This window comes from Pullulanibacillus camelliae, assembly GCF_014642655.1.
Classification (GTDB): domain Bacteria; phylum Bacillota; class Bacilli; order Bacillales; family Sporolactobacillaceae; genus Pullulanibacillus; species Pullulanibacillus camelliae.
Window position 1 is genome coordinate 226,390 of sequence record NZ_BMIR01000003.1, and the last position, 21,130, is coordinate 247,519.

Annotated in this window: 26 protein-coding genes; 20 read left to right on the forward strand and 6 right to left on the reverse strand. The window is 40.9% G+C overall.

Annotated elements, in window-relative coordinates:
- Positions 1-93: 93 nt before the first annotated feature.
- The 4 genes from IEW82_RS05390 to IEW82_RS05405 all read left to right on the forward strand — a co-directional run bounded on the left by IEW82_RS05390 (position 94) and on the right by IEW82_RS05405 (position 3,423).
- Entirely contained in the window at positions 94-864 is a 771-nt protein-coding gene (locus IEW82_RS05390) for a DsbA family protein (protein ID WP_188690353.1), read from the forward strand.
- Between the two features lie 18 nt (positions 865-882).
- Positions 883-1,278: a disulfide oxidoreductase gene (locus IEW82_RS05395; RefSeq protein ID WP_188690356.1), complete on the forward strand. Its 396-nt coding sequence runs from the start codon at positions 883-885 to the stop codon at positions 1,276-1,278.
- Between the two features lie 24 nt (positions 1,279-1,302).
- On the forward strand, positions 1,303-1,854 hold the full coding sequence (locus tag IEW82_RS05400) for a hypothetical protein (protein WP_188690359.1): 552 nt from the start codon (positions 1,303-1,305) through the stop codon (positions 1,852-1,854).
- A 645-nt stretch (positions 1,855-2,499) separates the two neighbouring features.
- A complete protein-coding gene (locus IEW82_RS05405; protein WP_188690371.1) occupies positions 2,500-3,423 on the forward strand; it encodes a peptidoglycan-binding protein in 924 nt (307 codons plus the stop codon).
- A gap of 81 nt (positions 3,424-3,504) precedes the next feature.
- Here IEW82_RS05405 and IEW82_RS05410 read toward each other — a convergent pair whose 3' ends face one another.
- Positions 3,505-3,810 (reverse strand): hypothetical protein, encoded by a 306-nt coding sequence (locus IEW82_RS05410; protein WP_188690374.1) that lies wholly within the window; start codon positions 3,808-3,810, stop codon positions 3,505-3,507.
- Between the two features lie 280 nt (positions 3,811-4,090).
- On the opposite strand from IEW82_RS05410, the gene IEW82_RS05415 reads away from it, so the two are divergent.
- The 3 genes from IEW82_RS05415 to IEW82_RS05425 all read left to right on the forward strand — a co-directional run bounded on the left by IEW82_RS05415 (position 4,091) and on the right by IEW82_RS05425 (position 6,799).
- Positions 4,091-4,678: a histidine phosphatase family protein gene (locus IEW82_RS05415; RefSeq protein WP_188690376.1), complete on the forward strand. Its 588-nt coding sequence runs from the start codon at positions 4,091-4,093 to the stop codon at positions 4,676-4,678.
- Between the two features lie 56 nt (positions 4,679-4,734).
- Positions 4,735-5,895, forward strand: a complete 1,161-nt coding sequence (locus IEW82_RS05420; RefSeq protein WP_188690379.1) for a site-2 protease family protein — start codon at positions 4,735-4,737, stop codon at positions 5,893-5,895.
- A gap of 688 nt (positions 5,896-6,583) precedes the next feature.
- Positions 6,584-6,799 (forward strand): hypothetical protein, encoded by a 216-nt coding sequence (locus IEW82_RS05425; RefSeq protein ID WP_188690382.1) that lies wholly within the window; start codon positions 6,584-6,586, stop codon positions 6,797-6,799.
- A 133-nt stretch (positions 6,800-6,932) separates the two neighbouring features.
- Here the strand turns inward: IEW82_RS05425 and IEW82_RS05430 are convergent, their stop codons facing one another.
- The gene (locus IEW82_RS05430; RefSeq protein WP_188690386.1) at positions 6,933-7,166 is read right to left on the reverse strand and encodes a ferredoxin family protein; all 234 of its coding nucleotides are present in this window, start codon (positions 7,164-7,166) and stop codon (positions 6,933-6,935) included.
- A gap of 382 nt (positions 7,167-7,548) precedes the next feature.
- On the reverse strand, positions 7,549-8,808 hold the full coding sequence (locus tag IEW82_RS05435) for a helix-turn-helix domain-containing protein (RefSeq protein ID WP_188690391.1): 1,260 nt from the start codon (positions 8,806-8,808) through the stop codon (positions 7,549-7,551).
- Positions 8,809-9,046: 238 nt separating this feature from the next.
- Here IEW82_RS05435 and IEW82_RS05440 point away from each other — a divergent pair, with 238 nt between their 5' ends.
- The 3 genes from IEW82_RS05440 (at position 9,047) to IEW82_RS05450 (ending at position 12,219) form a co-directional block, all read left to right on the forward strand.
- Complete coding sequence (locus tag IEW82_RS05440; protein ID WP_188690397.1) at positions 9,047-10,012, forward strand: hypothetical protein; 966 nt, start codon at positions 9,047-9,049, stop codon at positions 10,010-10,012.
- 546 nt (positions 10,013-10,558) lie between these two features.
- Positions 10,559-11,656, forward strand: coding sequence for a type III polyketide synthase (locus tag IEW82_RS05445; protein ID WP_188690399.1), 1,098 nt, complete (start codon positions 10,559-10,561; stop codon positions 11,654-11,656).
- Positions 11,653-12,219, forward strand: a complete 567-nt coding sequence (locus IEW82_RS05450) for an isoprenylcysteine carboxyl methyltransferase family protein (RefSeq protein WP_188690401.1) — start codon at positions 11,653-11,655, stop codon at positions 12,217-12,219. Before IEW82_RS05445 ends, IEW82_RS05450 begins: the two co-directional genes overlap by 4 nt.
- Positions 12,220-12,230: 11 nt before the next feature.
- Here the strand turns inward: IEW82_RS05450 and IEW82_RS05455 are convergent, their stop codons facing one another.
- On the reverse strand, positions 12,231-12,692 hold the full coding sequence (locus tag IEW82_RS05455; RefSeq protein WP_188690404.1) for a substrate-binding domain-containing protein: 462 nt from the start codon (positions 12,690-12,692) through the stop codon (positions 12,231-12,233).
- Positions 12,649-12,840, reverse strand: coding sequence for a substrate-binding domain-containing protein (locus IEW82_RS20390; RefSeq protein WP_188690506.1), 192 nt, complete (start codon positions 12,838-12,840; stop codon positions 12,649-12,651). The genes IEW82_RS05455 and IEW82_RS20390 overlap by 44 nt, the downstream gene beginning before the upstream one ends.
- Positions 12,841-12,925: 85 nt before the next feature.
- Between IEW82_RS20390 and IEW82_RS05465 the strand changes: the two genes are divergently transcribed.
- Positions 12,926-13,276, forward strand: a complete 351-nt coding sequence (locus IEW82_RS05465; RefSeq protein WP_229672351.1) for a citrate/2-methylcitrate synthase — start codon at positions 12,926-12,928, stop codon at positions 13,274-13,276.
- Between the two features lie 52 nt (positions 13,277-13,328).
- Here the strand turns inward: IEW82_RS05465 and IEW82_RS05470 are convergent, their stop codons facing one another.
- Positions 13,329-13,955 carry a rhomboid family intramembrane serine protease gene (locus IEW82_RS05470; protein WP_188690406.1) on the reverse strand — a complete coding sequence of 209 codons (627 nt, stop codon included), beginning with the start codon at positions 13,953-13,955 and terminating at the stop codon, positions 13,329-13,331.
- A 124-nt stretch (positions 13,956-14,079) separates the two neighbouring features.
- On the opposite strand from IEW82_RS05470, the gene acpS reads away from it, so the two are divergent.
- From acpS to IEW82_RS05515, 9 genes are all read left to right on the forward strand, one after another.
- A complete protein-coding gene (gene acpS, locus IEW82_RS05475; protein WP_188690409.1) occupies positions 14,080-14,442 on the forward strand; it encodes a holo-ACP synthase in 363 nt (120 codons plus the stop codon).
- 56 nt (positions 14,443-14,498) lie between these two features.
- A complete protein-coding gene (locus IEW82_RS05480; protein ID WP_188690412.1) occupies positions 14,499-16,037 on the forward strand; it encodes an NAD(P)H-hydrate dehydratase in 1,539 nt (512 codons plus the stop codon).
- 89 nt (positions 16,038-16,126) lie between these two features.
- Complete coding sequence (locus IEW82_RS05485) at positions 16,127-17,128, forward strand: LolA family protein (RefSeq protein ID WP_188690415.1); 1,002 nt, start codon at positions 16,127-16,129, stop codon at positions 17,126-17,128.
- A 144-nt stretch (positions 17,129-17,272) separates the two neighbouring features.
- The gene (alr, locus tag IEW82_RS05490) at positions 17,273-18,481 is read left to right on the forward strand and encodes an alanine racemase (protein WP_229672353.1); all 1,209 of its coding nucleotides are present in this window, start codon (positions 17,273-17,275) and stop codon (positions 18,479-18,481) included.
- A 42-nt stretch (positions 18,482-18,523) separates the two neighbouring features.
- Entirely contained in the window at positions 18,524-18,835 is a 312-nt protein-coding gene (locus IEW82_RS05495; RefSeq protein WP_373285698.1) for a CopG family ribbon-helix-helix protein, read from the forward strand.
- Between the two features lie 5 nt (positions 18,836-18,840).
- Complete coding sequence (locus IEW82_RS05500; protein ID WP_188498965.1) at positions 18,841-19,191, forward strand: type II toxin-antitoxin system PemK/MazF family toxin; 351 nt, start codon at positions 18,841-18,843, stop codon at positions 19,189-19,191.
- A 341-nt stretch (positions 19,192-19,532) separates the two neighbouring features.
- Complete coding sequence (gene rsbRA / locus IEW82_RS20290; protein ID WP_188690421.1) at positions 19,533-20,357, forward strand: RsbT co-antagonist protein RsbRA; 825 nt, start codon at positions 19,533-19,535, stop codon at positions 20,355-20,357.
- Positions 20,354-20,710: an STAS domain-containing protein gene (locus IEW82_RS05510; RefSeq protein ID WP_188690425.1), complete on the forward strand. Its 357-nt coding sequence runs from the start codon at positions 20,354-20,356 to the stop codon at positions 20,708-20,710. Before rsbRA ends, IEW82_RS05510 begins: the two co-directional genes overlap by 4 nt.
- On the forward strand, positions 20,707-21,117 hold the full coding sequence (locus tag IEW82_RS05515; protein ID WP_308422123.1) for an anti-sigma regulatory factor: 411 nt from the start codon (positions 20,707-20,709) through the stop codon (positions 21,115-21,117). Before IEW82_RS05510 ends, IEW82_RS05515 begins: the two co-directional genes overlap by 4 nt.
- Positions 21,118-21,130: the final 13 nt, after the last annotated feature.

Below are 21,130 nucleotides of genomic sequence, written 5' to 3' on the forward strand. Positions count from 1 at the left end.
TTATTTAATAACGAGAGAGTTTCTGTACATTGTGGACGGGTTTTTATATGATAAGGGTTAAAGATACGATACTTATAGAATAAGAGGTGTATCATGCCTAAAAATAAGAAAAAAAATAATAAGCAACGCCCTCAGCAACGCCCAGCCAAAAAGCAGAATCAGAATAGATGGGTGATTATCGTCTCGACTGTGTTTGTCTTAATCTTAGTATTTGCCATTGTTGGTATTGTGATCAACAATAAACACAATGATGCTGCGGATACTAGTCAATCCTCCAATCAAGAGAAGGCAAGCAGCGGTCAAGCAAGCTATAAAAACTTTGACTATAATGATCAACCGTCATTAGGTGAGAAGGATGCGCCTGTAAAAATTGCTGAATTTGGAGATTATAAATGTCCATATTGTAAGCAGTTTGAGTTATCGATTTTTCCGAAGCTGGAAAAGGATTATATTGATACGGGTAAGGTGCAATTTTACTTTTTTAATTACATCCTTTTCGGAAATGAGTCTTGGTTAGCTGCGGAGGCAGCGGAATCCATTTATCACAATTACCCTGAGCATTTCTGGGATTTTCATCAGCTTTTATATAAGAACCAAGGCGCTGAGGATAAGGCATGGGTCACGAAGGACTTATTGAAAAAAATTGCTAAACAAGCTGTCCCCAACTTAGACGTTAAAAAACTTCAATGGGATATGGATCACAATACCTATGAGGATAACATTACGAAAGATATAACAATGGGTGGGCAAGGCTTAGGAACCCCAACGTTATTTTTAAATGGAAAAGTCTTATCTACAGGGGACACCTTCGATTATAAGAACTTAAAGAAACAAATTGATCAAGCCTTGAACGCAGGTGAATAGAAAATGGAGAACGTTGGAATGAGTAAAAGTCTTTATTTTGCCTGGGTTGTTGCGCTTATAGCGACATTAGGCAGTTTATATTTTAGTGAGGTTGCTCACTTCATCCCTTGCGAATTATGTTGGTTCCAGCGCATCTGTATGTACCCCATGACGATTATTTTAGGTATTGCTTGCTTCCGTAATGATCGCAAGATTGCCTATTATGTGTTGCCTATCACAATTATTGGTGGGCTGTTTTCAATCGTGCATATCTTAGAGCAAAAGGTACACGCTTTTGCAGGAATTTGTAAACAAGGGATTCCATGCAGTGGAGAATACATTAACTGGTTCGGATTTGTCACCATTCCTATGCTAGCCTTGTGTGGCTTCATTCTTATAACTATCTCCATGATTGTGACCTTACGAAATCGTTAAGGCACGAAGTTAGGTGTGAAAAAGATGAAGTTAAGAATTTTACTCGTGGTGCTAGCTATTTTGTTTGTGAGCATTGCGACATCTACCTTGATTTATGCAAAGAGTAACGCTGCGTCGCAAATTGGTATCATTAGTCTCAAGCACAATGCACTCACTGTTAACCACTCCATAAAAGTAACGGTCAATGTTGGTCAATTTGATCAAAAGCAGCCGGAAAGAACCATGAAAAATATGGATCAGGCTGTAGTAATGCTTAATCTTACAAAGGATGATAAGCAAAAGAGGGTGACTTTGAAAAGCAATGGTGCGGGGAATTACACCGGAAGCATCACATTAGATAGTACAGGGACATGGGACGTCTCTGTCATTGCTTTTGATAAAGCACAGCCTGTGAGTGAAAATGACATGGATACGCTGGAAACAACATGGGATGTGAATAGGCCTAAAGACCACTCCAGTATGGGTTGGCTGATCGGCTTTATTGTATTGATACTCGTGATCATTTTCTATTTACTTTTACGCAAGGGAAGAAAGAAAAAAGCAGCGCTTGAAGGCAAGCTGACAACTGAAGAGTAACATGGTTCCATGATGGAGAGGGATTCCCTCTCTTTTTTTTTAGATCAGAAAGTATAAAATTTCTGTTCATGAGGATGATGCGCGATACCGCTCCAGGTCGCTCGCTTTTCGCGGGGGAGTGGTAAGCCTCCTCGCGCCTGCGCACTGCTAAGGTCTTACCGCTCTCCCACTTCCCGCAGGACTCTAGTATCCGCATCATGAGTCAACGGCGCCCGAGGAACACACGATTTTAGAGTGTCCCGAATCTCGCGCCTTGCGTTCCCATCCACTTGACCAGGCAATGAAGCCTCTTTTATATATCATAATGCTCTATACTAAGGACAAGGACCGGGCATGCTTTTCGCCCGGTTTTTCTTAATTTCCTTCTTCATTAGGAAAAATATGCCACCTTGGTACGTGACTTGGGGAATCACATTAGAAGTACCCAGCAAAGAAGTCTGGCTAATGTTTTGGGTAAAGTTAATGCCAGTTACAGTCTGTAAGTCTGAAATATTTCATAAATATTACAGAGTTAAGCTTCAGAAACCCTATTAAAATAATAAAATAGCATGTTAATAGCCTTCTTGTAATCAAACTGTAAGTCATGCTTTGGGTTATCCCACATAATAGTTATTAAAGATTACTCATTCAGGGGGAGGGACCTTGATGACTCTCAATCGAGGTGTTGCAAAAAAGTTAGCTGTCGCAACAACAATTACAGGAACATTGCTCTCTTTGCCTACCTTTGCGAATGCACAGTTTGGTCATGAGACGTTGCATAAAGGCAGCCAGGACGAACACGTAAAAAATTTACAGAAAGTATTATCTCAAGAAGGGTATTATAAGCTTTCTAGACCAACAGGACATTTTGGAACTGCGACTGAGAAGGCCGTTAAACAATTTCAAGAGGATAATCACCTAAAAGTAGATGGCCTTGTTGGTCCGGAAACAAAGGAAAAATTAAAGCATTATCTAAAATTTGATGGTAAGCTCATTAGTTTGGGAGAAAAGGGCGGACGTGTAAAAGGCGTTCAAGAGGATCTCAAGGATTTAGGTTATTACAGCGGAAACGTCGATGGGATTTTTGGCAACAAAACACAAGGCGCTGTAGAAAATTTTCAAGCAAATAATGATTTGAAGCAGGATGGCATCATTGGTGAACATACCTTCAAAGCCTTGTATAACTCACCAAAACCCGCTTCTTCCCAAGCGCCTAAAACAGAAGAAGCTGCTGTTCAAAATGTAGATGTAAAGAAACAGCAAGTGCAGACAACAAGTCGCACACTAAATGCAAATCATTCAAAAGTGCTGTATATGAATTCAACAGCTTATACGGCTTTTTGCTCGGGGTGTTCTGGAACAACGGCTACAGGGATTAATTTGCGAACCAATCCAGATGCCAAGGTCGTAGCAGTTGATCCAGATGTCATCCCATTGGGAACTAAGCTCTATATAGATGGCTATGGCTATGCTGTTGCTGGAGATACAGGCGGAGCCATTCATGGCAAACACATCGATCTCTTCATGTCCGATCATAATGATGCCTTGCATTGGGGCAGACGTACTGTCAAAGTGAAAATTTTAGACTAAAGCAAATTGCCAATTCACGCATCCCTTTGATGATGGAGTCATCAAGGGGATTTTTCATTCCGTTATGCAGGGCTATCTATGTTATTCTGGTGGATAGAGGGGTTCTAAGATGACATCAAAGTGTTTTTCAACATCTTCTAAAGGGAGAATTTTAAACCGGCTTTTACCGTAGGCAATCATATCGATATGATCTTTAAGTAGCTTGAAGGGATGACTACCGACGCTTTCACCAAAATGCATCTCGATGTAATCCTTGTCGAGCTTTCTTCTATAGCTTAAGTCCATAAATGCATTAACAATTCGTAGCATGCTATCCTTTTGATCAATGGCATAGTAATAATTTCCATACCGATCAACGATGAGATCTGCCCTTTTAGTAATTTTCATAAAAGCTCCTCCTTCTTACATCATACAAGAGTATACCAGTTGCTTGTCAGTGAAGAAAAGTCTTAAGTAGGCAAGCAGATCCGTTGTTTCCCTTGTGCTCCGATCTTTAAATAAGAGGCTCATTGACTGTTCGATGAATGGTCATATTAAGAAGGAACCACATTTTTTTAACTCAGCTCGGACAATTTTAAGAAGATTTGCATATACCTAAAAAAAGGCTTGCACTTCAGTCCTGCGTATGGTTGTCTTAAATAAAGAAGCTCAGAGGGGGAATTGCTGCGTGAAGACAGAAATTTGGCTCGTGCGCCATGGACAAACAGAGTGGAATCGTCTTAGGAGAATTCAAGGAACAGAAGATATAGAACTGAATGAAATCGGATTACAGCAAGCTGAGCAGGTGGCCGAGTATTTAAAGGATGCATTTTTTTCTGTCATTGTATCCAGTCCTTTAAAAAGGGCTTTTGAAACGGCAGCCATCATTCAAAAGAGAAATAAGCAACAACCACCATTAGTGACGGATCAAGACCTTGTAGAACGAGATTATGGACAAATATCGGGATTAACCTACGAGGAGAAAGCAAAGCTTCCAAAATCAGAGGATTATGGGGTTGAAACACTAGAAAGATTAACGCAAAGGGCGGCAGGAGTCCTTGATCGCTTGGAAGCACGTTACAGAGGAGAGCGCCTGTTGGTTGTTTCACATGGGGGTTTTATTAAAACACTGATAAGCAGCAGTATGGGGGCAACATACGAACGCTCCAAAATAGTGATCGATAATTGCAGTGTCACTAAACTCGCCCATCGTGATGGACAATGGGAGCTTATAGAACAAAACATTATTGAACATCTTGATGGCACGTTAATCTAATCCAACGGTTTTTATCATCATGCATCAATCATCACCAATTATAGGAGTTTTTTAATATGGCTGAGCGAAAAAACAATACAGGTCGGGGGCTCATTGTTGCATCCGGACTGCTCATTTTATCAAAGCTAAAATGGCTGATTGCACTTTTAAAGTTCTCAAAGTTTGGCGGGATGATCATCAGTTTACTGATTTCCCTAGGAGCGTATGCGGTATTCTTTGGGTGGAAGTTCGGAGTCGTTCTTATTTACCTGTTATTTATACATGAAATGGGGCATCTTGTTGCCGCAAAGCAAAAAGGAATTAAAACCAGTCCAGCCGTATTTATTCCCTTCATGGGGGCTTTAATTGGAATGAAGGAACAGCCTAAGGATGCTGCAACAGAAGCCTATTTAGCCTATGGCGGTCCATTGGCTGGTCTGATTTCCGTTGTACCTGCCATCATTCTCTACCATTTTACAGGTCAGTTAATTTGGGCATTAGTCATCATGCTCGGTGCAATGCTTAATTTGTTTAACCTGTTTCCAATTTCCCCATTGGATGGCGGGCGTGTCGTTGCCGTATTGTCCCCGCATATGTGGTTATTGGGACTTGTTGGTGTGCTTGTATTTGCCTATTTCTTTCCGTCTGTTATTCTCATTTTTATTATTATTTTCGGTTTTTTTTCTTGGTGGCGACGTATTCGCGAGGATTACATGATGAAAACCATTGATCTTCAAGCGGAAGCAAGGCGAGTGCTCATTGAAAAAATAAAGGAATTAGGAAAAGATTTATTCTATCAATATTATACGGATGAAGAAGGCCCGATGGTTAATCACGTGATGAAGGGATTTCTTACAAGGCAAATTAGCGAAGATCAAGCGTTGATTCAGGATAAGCTTAGCAGGATGAAAAAATGGTACATCCCTTTCTTACAGGATAAATCCAGGTTGCTTAGGGAGAAGTATTTGATCCAGCTGCAGATGAACCAGCTGCTCTTTCAAATTATAGAGGCAATTCAAGGGACAGAGGATATTTCCATGCAAGTTGCAGAGCAGGACCATGTTATTCAGCAACTGAGAAAGCAACAAGATCGGATTAATAAATATTACCATTCAACCCTCCGTACAAAACTTATTGTGTTTATCGCTTATATCCTTTTAGCTGGGGCTCTAGGGGCTCTGTTCGTGTATGGACAAAGCATATTAAATGATTACTCCTTTAATACGCCTTTTTCATAGAAAAAACTGAAAAAGGTTTCTTTAAATGCGGCTCCGCAAGCTTGGCTATTGATTTGTGTTTCTGGCTGTTCACTTCGCCGTATGCCGGGGGAGCGATTTTTGTTGAACCAATCCTTAGCGCTGATTAATAGCGGGTGAAGTTTCCAAATCATGGTCTGAACACTATAACAAAGAGTGCGGTGAACAAGAGCTCTTCTTTAAAGCAATAAAGGATGAGTCCATTTTGACAAAAGCATGCTCAAAATAATAAAAGGCACTGCTACGAGCGGTTATGTTCATAACCTTTTACTCACAAGGACCGGGCATACTCTTCGCCCGGTTTTTCTTAGTAGTTTCAGAATGTATACCTTCGCTGCCGCGCATAGGAAGAGAGTATAAGGCGGGCTTTGACCTTCGCTACCTGAGGCTTGCGGGCACCCTAAGTGTGTGATTTGTAAAATCACATCAGGAGTACTAGCGAAGTGGTGCAAGCCAAGTTTTCCTGATGAAGGGGGAAGCGGAACGTTTTAAGAGGGGAGGACCTCACCTCTTCTACATGCTTTAACACCATTGGCGACACAATTTTGACACATTTACTTGATTTTTTGGCTAAAAAGGGTTAAAATGTGAACAAAGGATGAATATAATGTGAATAAAAAGTGACGACAGCATCATCTGATCTTGACAAATCCTATTCGGGGTGATAAAGATGGTTAAATTATTAAATCTTGTCTGTCTTATAGAATTAGTCTTGGGAATTGTGTTAGCCTTTTTACTCCCTAGTGAAAGCGCTTATATATTTGGTGGAGGGCTGATTCTTGGGGCGGTATTTACCTTCCTGATTACTCTTGGATTAGGCTTGATGACTGCATATGAGGAACAGCGCCAATCAAAAGTAACCCAGGCGGATAAGATAACGCATTAAACTTAAAGAAGGTAAATAGAAAAGGATCAGTAATCGAATGAGATACTGATCCTTTTTTTATACTATCAGAATGTATATCTTCACTGGCTGTCAAGCCTTGCAATGTGAAGGAAGTGAATTGTTGGGGCATCTATTATTTGAAAAAGTCACGATTAAGCTGAATGTATTTTTCTTCGTCCTCTGGAACTTCCTCTTCAGGATAAATAGCTTCAACAGGACATACAGCTTCACAAGCACCGCAGTCAATGCAAATATCTGGATCGATATAGAACATATCGTCACCTTCTACAATACAATCAACAGGGCAGGTTTCGACGCATTCAGCTGCTTTTTCATCCTTACATGGTGAAGTGATGACAAATGCCATAACTTGAAAATCCCCTTTCTTAAGTAAACGGAATAAATCCATATCTTTATAAAAAATGGTATAGATTCTTTTTGAAGTGATTATACGTAAATGATGCTAAATTTCAAGAAAGCATACAATAAAATATATATCATAACAGGCTAAGAAAGGCAAGCTGTATATCATGGCATTCATCCCGTTCAAAAGCAGCCCACGATTGGTTTTGAATATGTTTTTTAATAGGCATTGTGCATTATTAGACACGGAGTGAATACAGGTGTCCCTATGGGAGGTGGCTTATCCTTATTATCATTTATACAGTTTAGGTTTGCTAAAGAGAAACTACAAAATAGAGTGCTTAACACGAGTAACAGGCACTTTTTCATAATTCTCTCTCCTCTAGTTAGTTGGTTTTTTTCAAAGCATCATTGGCAATGCGAAACATTTCGCTGGATTTTTTATAGGATTTATTGGCATAAAAGTGCTCAGCCAATTCCTCGGCGAAGCTCGTCACTTGGTCCCACTTTTGAATTCTATTGAAATAAGGAATGATTTCATTTTTAATGAGTAGCTCGTAATTCCGATCCTTTGTGTTGGTCGCTTTGTGACGCAAGACCAATAGTGAATAGTAATACTCTTTATCAATTAATTTCTCTGACAGAGGAAGACCAATTTTTATTTGAGCCAAGGCTTCTTCTATCCTATTCAATTTATAATACTCCAGAGCCAGAAGGTAATGCGTCATCGCCTTTGACTCATTTTGTGTATGCTTTAGTGCTTGCAAATAATGCTTGATAGCATCTTTTGATGATCCTCTTTGAGATTTAACATGGCCAAGGTTATGATGGATGATGCCAAGACGTTGGGGATCTTCTAAGAGCTCCACAAATTTTAAGGCTTGCTCGTAATGGTGTTCAGCCTTGTTTAAATTCTTGGTTAAACGATTTCCGATACCGAGTAGAACCTGACAATCGGCAATTCGTGTCAGATTATAATCACGATTAAATTTATCTAGTGCTTTTTCAGCGTATTTAATAGATTCAGTAGCTTGGGAGAATCGAACATACAGGTTAGACATCTGATAATATAATTGGGCCTCTTCCATTTCGTTGTGAGGAATCTTCAATAATGCTTTTTCGGCTGCTTTAAAACATTCATTAGCTTTATTAAAATCATTGATAAAGTTATAATAAATACCAGAAAATTGAAGGTAGTAATAATTCAACTCTTCATTAAAAATATCCTTAAATTTACTTATGTATTTCATGGTATTTTCAGCTTCGGTCATATCATTAAGGAAATATTGGAAACGAAGATTAAAAAGATCATATTTAAGGTAAATCAACGGTTCCTCAATTTGCGAGCTGTCCAGTGTTTCTTTGATCAAATGGCGCTTTTCGTCAATGCGTTCTTTATCCTCATAATCTAATATGGCCTTATACCACTGATTGAGCAATAAATTAATTCTTTCTGCTTCTGCTGAATTATCAACATCATGATAACTTATGCCTAATCTCTCACATAAAAAGGAGATGATTTCTTCACTTGACTTATCTCCATGCTCAATTTTGCTCAAGTAGGAGACAGAACAAATCCCTTCTGAGAGTGTCTCAAGGGTATGTCCCCGTAATTTTCTATAGTATCTTATTCTATTTCCGATCATAAATTCCCTTCTTTCCAAATTGGGAAAAAGCGATTCATGCCCCTTAATATTAAGGGGTATCAGTCTGACATTTTCCCAATAAAAAAGGCCTTGGTTATCTGATATGATATGTCTAAAGGAAACTATTATAAGTGCTTTCTATCATTTTAAATCATTTAAGTGCGGATGTTAATAATTCCAGTGAAAAATATACCTAATTTCCCACAAAATAAATTAGAGTAAAGGAGATTTTGTCCAAATGGAGAATCAATATCGGCGATCTGAGACTATTAGCTTAAATCATTCTGAGGTTCACACCATTGATGACATCAAAAGTTCCTTTCAATCTCAATCGGTTTTATTAAATGATTTACATCATCCTTTATATAAATTAGTATACAGCCAATTTGATTTTGATCAATTATTAATTGATCAGTTGGGAAATTATTGGTTTACTGAAAATCATTCTTCTTTGGAGAAGTTGACTCATATTTACATTTTTAATCAAAAAGGGGATTTGTTAAAGAAATTTTTAGTGAACGGCAAGCCCACTTTATACGAAAATGAAGAGTTAATGATTGTTGCATGTGAAGGAACGGACGATAAAGGATACATTTACCTGTTTTGTAAAAGAACATTGCGGTTCATAGAACAATGGGCGATTGATGGATTTTTGTGGGATATGGAGTGTATTGGGAACACGTTTTATATCACGAGTTATTTTGTAGATGAAGATGAAGCGGTCATTTATAAGATAAATCATAAGAAAAAAGAAGTGATTTCCTTAGGGAAGAATATGTTTCCAACGGGTATTCTTTGTCATAAGCATCGTCTTTTTATTTCCTTAAGCTATCTTGAGGAGGGAAATAGGGGAAAGATTATCGAGTGTGACATTGAAGGGTGCTTGATAAAAGAGTTAGAGCTGAATATTGCACCTCATAAACTTTATAGCTATAAGAATGAACTTGTCATTCATGGGCTTAATATGATCAGTGGGCAGGCGGATCAGCTTGTCTATATTAATATTGATACTGAGGAGCAGACAATGTATCATTCCCCGCAAGCCATCGACATTAAAGCCCAGGATAAGCATATGCTGTTTTATAATGAACAATCAAAAACCGTGATTTATTGGAGTCATGAAAAGCGAAAAGTCATACGTGTTGTTCATTGGGCGAAACATACGTATAACGATAAGAAAAAAATAGTAAAATTGAACCTCTAGTCTTGAGCTAAGACTAGAGGTTTTTTCCTTAAAAGATCAGACGTATAACATTCTGGTCATCCGGACGGTGAGCGTTTCCGATCCAGAGCGCTTGCTTTCTGCTGGGGAGTGGTAAGCGAGCGTTGCGGGGTCTTACCGATCTCCTGCTTCCCGCAGGACTCTAGTGTCGCATCGTGAGTCAGCGGAGATTCGGGAACACACGATTTTAGAGTGTTCCGAATCTCTCGCGCCTTGCGCTCCAATCCACTTGACCATGCAATGAAGCACCTTCCATATAAGATGATGCTCTAATGCACAGACAAGGGCCGGGCGTACTTTGCCCGGCTTTCCTTATACTCTCGGAATTTATTAACCTTCCTAGTGCTATTTTGGGGAAGAGCATACGTGGATTGGGACTTACTTTAAGGGGACGGTGAGCGAGGGACTTTCATAAGGGAGACTAGTGAGGCGATACAGCCCAGTGCTCTTAGACTGCTCCTCATTTTTCATAATTTTTACTTTCTATGTAGAAAATAAGGAAAATGATAAATGGTGGATGTGAAGAGGATGTCGATAATACTTTCCAATGGAGTGGCAACACCTCCTTATGTAATTGAACAGAAGACAACGATGGATTTTGCTAGGCAATTTTTCCAAAAGGATTTTCATGACATTGAACGCTTATTACGTATTTTTCAAAACGGTAGGATCAAGCAGCGCTATTTTGCAGCACCGCTAGACTGGTTTCAAACATCTCATACGTTTAGTGAGAAGAATGATCTATACTGCAGGATGGCACTTGACTTATCTATAGAGGCTATTAACGCCTGCCTGACGAATCACGACTATCTCCGTGGACCTGTGACCCCTGACCAGATTGATGCGATTATTTTTGTATCGACCACTGGCTTGGCAACGCCGAGTATGGATGCGCGGATTATGAACGCGATGCCATTTGGCTCACATACCAAAAGAATACCCATTTGGGGATTAGGATGTGCAGGTGGAACAGCAGGATTGGCACGGGCGCATGAATATTGTCAAGCCTTCCCTCATGCTGCTGTGCTGGTGGTTTCTGTTGAACTATGCAGCCTCACGTTTCAGCATCAGGATCGTTCAAAAAGTAACTTGATTGGGGTTTCATTATTTGCCGATGGTGCGGCGTGTTCTCTTATTGTTGGTGAAGAGTCGTCGCTGTGTGAGCAAACACATCGAGGAATAGTGCCGAAAATTATCACCTCTGAATCTACATTGCTTCACGATGCAGAGGATGTGATGGGTTGGGAGATAAAGGACGACGGATTATATGTTGTCTTTTCAAAAAGCATTCCGAATCTGGTGGCTCAATGGCTTCAGCCGGTCGTTAGTACGTTTCTACATAAATGGGAAAGGTCAATAGATGAGGTCCAGCATATGATTGCGCACCCAGGAGGTCGGAAGGTACTAGAGGCCTATGAGTCAAGCTTAAAGGTGGAGCGCTATAAGCTCGAATCTGCGTGGGATGTTTTACAGCATTACGGGAATATGAGCAGTCCTACAGTGCTGTATGTGCTGGATCGGGTGATGAAAAAGGAACATCAAAGAAAAGAGTGCGGGCTTGCGTTATCATTAGGACCAGGATTCAGCGCAGAATTGCTTTTGATGGAGTGGGAGGCCGTTCCATGAGGGCATTTCTTATTGTTGTTGGATTCGTCATCACACAAAGATTAATAGAGCTTATACTGGCCAAGCGCAACGAAAGGCTATTGAAAAAAAGGGGAGCAATTGAGATTGGAGCTGAGCATTACAAGTGGCTAATACTACTCCATATCATGTTTTTCCTCTCTTTATGTGGAGAGGTCTTAATGATAAGACCAACATTTTTCTATTGGTCCGTTGTACCGGCACTATTCTTTTTAAGCGCCCAATGTGTCCGGCTATGGGCATTACTTGCACTAGGAGATTATTGGAATACCAAAATTATCATTTTGCCTGGAGCGCAGGCTGTGAATAAGGGACCTTATCGGCTGATGCGCCACCCAAATTATTTAGTTGTGGCTATTGAAATCTTCGCTTTGCCACTCCTATTCCAAGCGTACTTTACAATGGTGGTTTTCACACTACTCAATGCCGCTATCCTTCTCAAAGTTAGACTACCAGATGAAGAAGAGGCTTTGTTACAACTTGCTGATTATAAAGAAAAAATGGCTTACAAGCCCCGTTTTATGCCACACACTGATCGGAAATAGGATAGCCGTGTCTATTCTATTCCCAAAAGCTGTATGGAAAAGTGACAAAATTGGCGCATGATGGCCGAAGGGTGCTGAGGCGTTAATAAATAGGTTCGAGTGGCTGGGAGTGTGAAGGGATGTTCATCGACGCGTAATAATCGCCCCTCAGCCAGTTCACGACGAACAGCGAGTTCTGGAAGAAAAGAGAACCCTAGTCCTTCTTCAATAAAATGCTTTGTTGTACTCACCTGGCTCACGCGCATCGTTTTAACAACATATTGGGCTTGAATATGAGAAAGAAGCTCTTCCCAATATTCAGGATGATTATGTGTCAGGAGAGGCAGGCGAAAAAGGATGTCTTCATAGTTAATCGGGGGACCGCTCTCCCAATCAAAGCCATCATGTGGGACAACCATGATAACAGGTTCTTCAGAAATAATGATTTGTTCAATGCCTCGATGGGTTGGGGGACTCTCTTGAAAAACCCACATCGATACATCCTTCTAATAAAGCTGTACTGATTTGGTGAGATTCCATAATGTGAACATCAATCTCAATATCTGGATAGTCATTCATAAAACGCCGGAGAATATAGGTGAGATGGGTACTTGCTACTAATGGTGAGGCAGCTAATTTCAGCTGTGATCACCATGCTTGAGGAAGTCGATATACGGCGAATATAGTAAACTGGCTGACTCATAAACTTGAAAATAAGGAAAAAATCATGGGGTTTGGCCATCGCGTGTATCGCACACGTGATCCAAGGGCGATCGTTCTTAAGGAAGTGGCTCTATCACTTGCCAGGGGTGATGATTGGTTAGAGTTAGCTATAGAATTAGAAAAGCAAGCCATACGCTTGCTTAAAGAATATAAACCCGACCGTTCACTAAAAACAAATGTAGAATTTTTTGCGGCAGCGGTGTTTAAATCATTAGATTTACCTTCAGATCTGTATACGGCTACTTTTGCTACCAGTCGTTTAATGGGGTGGTCGGCACATGCGATAGAACAAGCACAACATAATCGCATCATTCGTCCCTCCTCCAGGTATGTTGGTCCTGAAATACGCGAATAAAAAGAAGCCGTCTCAAAAGTCCTGAAAATGGACTGTGCTGAGACGGCTTCTCTCATCTCCGATAATAGTAGGAGCCATGATTTCTAAACAGGAGAATAGGGCCCAAAACAAAGCCAGCTAATAAACCAAAGATATGTCCGAGAACATCAATGTTTGATGGGAAGAATAATGTCCAGGCCACATTGATGACAAGAATGACAAGGATGACTTGTTGGCTTTGTTTATCTAACAAGTAGCGTCTTAAAGCAATGATGAATAAAAAGACACCGAACAAACCAAATATAGCACCAGACGCACCGACATAATAGTAAGGTGAATCGAAGAAAAGCTGCAGGATATTGGCGATGATGCCTGATCCAAAATAAGCAATGGCAAACTTCCATTTTCCCAACAGAGCTTCTAATGCGGGTGCAAAAAGGAAGATAGAGAAGCAGTTAAAAAAGACGTGTGATAATCCCAAATGAATAAAGAGTGGGGTGATTAGGCGCCACCATTGGTGAAAGGCGATGACATAGACATTCGAGCCAACACCAAGGTTGATAAGATGTTGAATGGCAATGATATGAAACCAGGCGCTAAGAGTATAGACTACATACACTAATAAATTAATAGCGATGATAAAAGATACAATGGGATAGAGCCGTAAGAAATCTTTGAAGCTTTCGGTTCTGATAAACACATGACGTCCTCCTTTGCTCTTGCTATATTATAGTATAAAGGAAATGATGATTAAAAGAGAGTGAATATATAACAATTTAAGTATTTGATGCAAGAAAAACTCCTAAAAAGTGAGAGGAATGCAGATGATTATAGGGACAGGTCTTGATCTCGTTGAGCTTCAGCGGATGGAAAAGCTGATTACCAATGCTAAATTTGTTGAACGAATTTTAACAGATACTGAACAAGAACAATTTTATCAAAAAACGTCTGAACGAAGAAAAGTGGAGTATTTAGCAGGACGCTTTGCAGCCAAGGAGGCCTATGCGAAGGCGACAGGGCTTGGATTTGGACAAGCCTTATCGTGGCAGGATATTGAAATTGTAAATGATGCATCAGGGAGGCCTGCCCTTCATGCCAAACATGCGATACATAGAGCACATGTATCCATAACACATACAAAAGAATATGCCGCGGCAACGGTCATTCTTGAAAGCTTGTCATGCTAGTTCGCATATATTAACAAGTTGTCTCATATATTTTTAATGCGCTAGGAGGGACTATTGTGCAAATCGTATCCAGAGAAGAAATGCAGGCGATTGATCGTCATGCTATTGAGTCTATTGGACTTGGAGGGCATCTATTGATGGAAAATGCCGGCAGAGGCATTTTCGAGCACCTCAGGTCTATCCTAGGTCAAGACGAAAGGATTGGGGTGATCATTGGCAAAGGAAATAATGGTGGAGATGGTTTTGTTATTGCAAGGTATCTTCGCGACCATGGTTATTCAACGGACGTTTGGGTCATTGGAGAGGCAGCTGCGATTATAGGCGATAGTGCCTATCATAAGGCGGCTTTTGAGCGATCAGGTGGAAGCGTAAGCTATGCGACAGAAGAGGCGGCCTTAAATGATTTTGAAAAGGCCATGCGGCAATGGGATGTCATGATTGATGCGTTGCTTGGCACCGGCATAAAAGGAGCCCCACGCCCCTTTTATTTGAGGATCATTCAGTGTATGAATAAAAGTCAAGTGCCAGTATACTCTGTTGATATGCCAAGCGGTGTTCCGGCAAATGGAGGAAGTGTATCACATGACTGTGTCAAAGCGCTCCGTACTTACACCTTACAATGCCCGAAAATTGCTCAATTCACTTTCCCTTCAGCAAGCTATTATGGTGAAGTGGCGGTTGTGGATATAGGTCTCCCGCAGGCTTCTTTAAAAGCGCATGATGGGAAACGGAGACTGTGGCTAAAGGATGATTTTCAAAAAACGTATCCTCGCCGAAGTGTTTTTTCACATAAGGGGAGCCATGGCAAGGGGTTGATTGTTGCTGGCTCTGAGGATATGCCGGGAGCCGCAGTACTTGCTACACGAGCAGCATTGCGTGCAGGTATCGGGCTACTCTCTGTTAGTGCGCCAAATAGCGCTAAGTCGATTATCGCTCATCACGCTGTTGAAGCGATGTACGATCCTTTTGACTATCGGGCTCAAACAGCTGATGCGCTGCCAAAGCAGCTTTCGACCTACGATGGTGTTGCTTTTGGACCGGGGATTGGAAGAGCTGAACGGGTTGAAGATCAGTTGATTAAATTGTTGAATAACACAGATGGAGTCCTTGTTTTAGATGCGGATGGGTTATTTTATCTTAATCAACATTTGGATAAGTTATCCCAGCGCTCATCTCCTACCATCTTGACGCCTCATCCTGGAGAAATGGCTAGGTTGGTTGGTGCGACTATTAAGGATGTTGAGAACAATCGTTTTGAGATGGCAAGAACTTTTAGCAAGACATATGGCGTGTATCTGATTTTAAAAGGGCCGAATACTTTGGTTACGGCACCTGACGGCCAGCAATGGGTCAATTCAACCGGTAATCCTGCTCTAGCAAATGGAGGGACAGGAGATGTTTTGACTGGCATTGTGCTTGCTTTTGCCTTGCAGCACAAAAGAATAAGCGCCGCTTTATGTAATGCTGTTTATTTACATGGTTTTATCGCAGACCAGCTTTCTCAAGAACTTTCCGTGCAATCTGGGATTGTGGCTTCGGACCTCACTGTGGCACTTCCAGAGGCATTGGGAAAGCTTCTGTCTGCGACTACTTAAAGCATAGACTGTCATATGACCAAGGATACGATTTGCTAGAATAGAATCCCTTCTTTGTCACTGAAATGAGACAAAGGGGCTGGATGATTGTGAAGAAGAGTCTTTCACTTTTTTTATTAGGAGTCATGTTCCTTTTTGTTTTAGCGGGTTGCACTCAATCGAAGGAAGATGTGGTTGGCGATCTCTCTAAAAAACTTGACAATCTTGAGGGCTATAAAACCTCTGCGGTGTTAACGTTCAAGAATGGTGAAAAACAGCAGAAGTACCATGCGGATATATGGTATCAAAAACCGAATAAGTATAAGGTTGTTTTAAAAGATCAAAATAAAGAAAACACGCAAATGATCATCAAAAATAGTGATGGTGTCTACGTCTTAACACCTGCGTTGAATAAGAAGTATCATTTTGAAAGTGATTGGCCTAACAATCGGAGCCAAACGTATTTATTTCAATCGCTTGCCAAAGATATTATCCATGATGCCAATGCCAAATTTGAGAAAAAAGAAAATAACTATGTCTTTACAACTAAAACCAATTACGACACAAAAACATTGGACAATCAAACCATCACTTTGAAAAAGGGGAATTTAGCCCCGGTAGGTGTGAAAGTCATGGATCAGGATATGAATGTCGTGATTGATATAGTCTTTAAAAACTTTAAGTTTGGCCCCAAATTTGACAAGAATGATTTTAATGTAGATCATAATATGACAAGCATGAAGTTAGAAGTGCCGACAATGGCTGTTCCAGATGACAAATTCCAGTTAGCTGAGCCAACCTTGAAATTGGCTGATGCCAAGCATCTCTATTCAAAGGATGTTTCTAGCAATGGTCAAAAGAAATTTGTCATAAAGTATACGGGTAAAAAAGGCTATACCATCGTAGAGACAAAAAGTGAGGTTGCTCCAGCAAGCGCGACAACAACACTTCAAGCTGAACCAGTGAATCTAGGCTATACAGTAGGAGCATTAACCGACCATTCATTAACGTGGTCCCACAATGGTATGGATTATTACCTCGTATCTGACAAATTAACGCAACAGGAAATGGTGGATGTGGCACAATCCGTTGACGGACAAGTGACCAAATAATATCCCAAGGCTCAACGGTTTTTTAACCGGAGCCTTTTTTATTTTAAGAAAATATAAACTTTGCTAGCGTTGACAAGCTCAAAGGACAGCTTAAAATGGAAATATGAACAAAATATATGACTGCATGAACTAGGAGCTGTAACCGTGGAATTTTATAGAGAGACATGGGTTGAGGTTAATCTCAATGCTATTGGATTAAATACAAAACAGTTAAAAGCGCATATTCCAGATGAAACACAGATTATGGCTATTGTTAAGGCAGATGCCTATGGACACGGGGCATACCCTGTAGCGTTTGAAGCCTTATCCTCAGGTGCGACTTGGTTGGGAGTTGCTTTGCTTGATGAAGCCCTATCCTTGCGCCAAAAAGGGATTAAGGCGCCAATTTTAGTACTTGGCTGGACACGCCCAGCTGATATAGCGATTGCTGCCGAGCATAATATTTCTTTGACTGTTTTTCAAGCAGAATGGATTAAACAAGCGCGTGAGCAGTATCAATCTCAGATGCCTGTCTTTTTGCATATCAAATGTGACACAGGTATGGGAAGGATCGGTATTCGTGAGACGGAGGAAATGGATGCTTTGGCTGATGCATTCCGTGCCGATCCTCGGTTTATTGTTGAAGGTATCTTTACGCATTTTGCTACTGCTGATGAAAATGATCCCACCTATTTCAACAAGCAGTATCAGCGTTTCACCACAATGTTAACGCAACTGATGGATAGAGGAATCAATCCTAATCTTGTGCATTGTGCCAACAGCGCAGCAGCCTTAAAGCATCCAGACAAATTGTTTAATATGGTGCGTTATGGCATTGCGATGTACGGATTATCTCCTTCGGAACAGATGAAGTCTGATCTCCCGTTTCAACTGCAGCAAGCCTTTTCGCTTAAAACTTCCTTAGTCCATGTGAAACAAATTGAGGCGGGAGAGTCTGTCAGTTATGGTGCGACATTCACGGCAACAGAACCCACTTGGATTGGGACACTACCTATAGGATATGCTGATGGGTGGCTGCGTCGCTTGGCCGGACACGCAACAGTATTGGTTAAGGGTAAAAGATTTCCAATTGTAGGCCGGATATGTATGGATCAGATGATGATCCAGCTGGATGCACCTTATCCGCTAGGAGAAGAAGTAACACTCATTGGTTCTTCTGGTAATGAATATGTTAGTATTGATGAAATTTCTGGGTATTTGGGTACAATAAATTATGAAGTTCCATGTATGATTAACCATAGAGTGCCAAGACTATATTTTAAAAATGATGAAAGGATTGCTATAAGCAATCCGATTATCGATTCAGCCTCTATTTTAGAGGAAAAAGATGAACTGGATAAAAAGTTGGATTGAAATGCTTGAATTGTAGTGGTAAGATTAATTTTGGAATGTTATATGAACGAAGAGATTTGTTGGAGGTGCACCCCTTTGCCTGAATCAAATTCAAAAGAAATCATTGTAGAATTACCACATCATCTGCTCCAAGAGTTAGATGGCGTTGCGCGACAAGACAATATGAATCGGAGCGAATTTCTTCATCGTGCAGTCAGAATGTATCTTAGGGAACGGAATAAACGACACATTCGTGAATCTATGCGACAAGGCTATATGGAGATGGCAAAGATTAATCTGAATATCGCATCAGAAGCGTTCTTAGCCGAAGAGGAGGCGGAGAACACCCTAGAACGCTTGGTTAGTGGGGTGTAAAAAGGGTGATAGTCAAACGTGGTGATGTGTACTTTGCCGATCTTTCTCCGGTCGTTGGTTCCGAGCAAGGTGGCGTGCGACCGGTTCTTATCATCCAAAATGATATCGGAAATCGTTTTAGTCCAACCGTTGTGGTTGCTGCCATTACGGCACAAATCCAAAAGGCAAAACTACCTACCCATGTCGAAATTGATGCGAAAAAATACGGATTTGATCGTGACTCTGTCATTTTGCTTGAACAAATCAGGACCATTGACAAGCAGCGATTAACCGATAAAATTACACACCTAGATGAGGACATGATGGCTAATGTGAACGAAGCCATTCAAATTAGCCTAAGCCTTATCGATTTTTAGTAAGAGTTGCTCTTTTGTGATGGAGCGGCTTTTTTTATGACGTCAGAATGTATAACCTTGCGGAAGACCCGATAGGTTCGGGCTTTGATTTCCCTCTAGGGAGGGGAGAGCCCTAGAATGTGCCATTTGAGAATCGCATCAAGAGTGCTGAGCAAGCGGGAAAGTAATGGGTTTTGAACGGATGTTTGTCAAGGCCACTAACAGCTGTGAAACGAGTTCTTTATATCTGTATTTTCCCTTTTCGTTTGCGGAAAACAACGAGGAATGGAATAATAGAAAGAAACTTGTAAATAAAAAATAAACTTTTCTAATTGTTGTTATTGGAATTGGAGGAGACAGGTATGGCGAGTTCAGTTATTTCGCTAATCAGCACTCGAAGAGCGGAAATTATTGAGAGATGGAAGGAGAGCATTCAAAAGGTTAGTGGTACTACTGATCAGGCAAATGGACGTGCGATTGAGACAACGAATGAAAAGCTTGTGGAATTAATTTTCGATTACTTATCAGATAATCAAAGTCAAGATCGGCTGAATAATCTGATGGGAAGAATCCTACAATTGGGATGGCCCTTGAGCTATTTAACGAGTGGTGTGCAGCTTTTTAGAAGAGTGGTCGGTACACTCATTATTGAGTCAAATGAAGAAAAGGGGATTATCTTAGATTACTTTCAAGCCATGGATGATCTACTCGATCCAATATTTAATAATCTGATAGAAGACGCCACTTCTACTTGGGAAAATACAGTGTCCATCCAAAAACGAGCGCTCTTGGAATTATCGGCGCCGCTGATTCCAGTGATGGAGCATATTGCTGTCATGCCCCTAATTGGAACGATTGATACGGAACGGGCCAAGCTCATTATGGAAAATCTATTAGAAGGGGTCATCACGCATCGGGCTGAGGTGGTCTTAATCGATATTACCGGAGTGCCGGTGGTGGATACAATGGTTGCCCATCACATCATACAGGCGGCAGAAGCGGTCCGACTTGTTGGGTCTGAATGTATCCTGGTCGGTATACGTCCAGAGATTGCTCAAACCATTGTTAACTTAGGGATTGAACTTAAAGATTTCCCTACAAGAAGTACATTACAAAAAGGCATTGAACGGGCGTTAGAGATGACAAATAGAAAAATTGTTTGCACTCAAGAGGGGGGTAACGTGTGAGAATCCCGATTCTCAAACTCTATAATTATTTACTGACAACCATACAAGTAGAATTAGATGATCAGACGGCCATTCAGTTTCAAGATGATTTATTGAAAAAAATACATGAGACAGGTGCATTGGGTGTTGTCATTGATTTAACCTCAGTTGAAATTATTGATTCTTATATTGCCAAGATTTTAGGTGATGTCGTTAATATGTCAGAGCTTCTTGGCGCTAAAGTGGTTTTGACAGGAATACGTCCGGCAGTTGCGTTAACACTTGTTGACTTGGGAATTGGACTAAAAGGAGTACCAACTGCACTTGATCTGGAGCAGGGACTGGAGAAACTGCGACAGGAATTGGGGGAATGATGATGAAAAATGCCCCAAGTCGTGTGGAGATCCATAATGAATGGGACATCGTTCGTGCGCGCCAGTCTGGAAGAGACTATGCGAAGGAACTAGGGTTTGGCAATGTTGATCAGGCCCGAATTGCCACAGCAATTTCTGAATTAGCAAGGAATATTTATCTCTATGCAAAGCCTGGGGTCATCACAATTGAAGTGATCGATGATCAAGGGAAGAAGGGATTAGCCATTACAGCGAAGGACGATGGGCCTGGAATCAATGACTTGCGTCAAGCGATGGAAGATGGTTACACCACATCTGGCGGCTTGGGCGCAGGGCTTCCAGGTGTCAAACGTCTAATGGATGAATTTGATATTCTTTCAGAAGCAGGAAAGGGTACAAAGATTACGGCACGAAAATATCTTCGCTAATCACTAGGGGAGT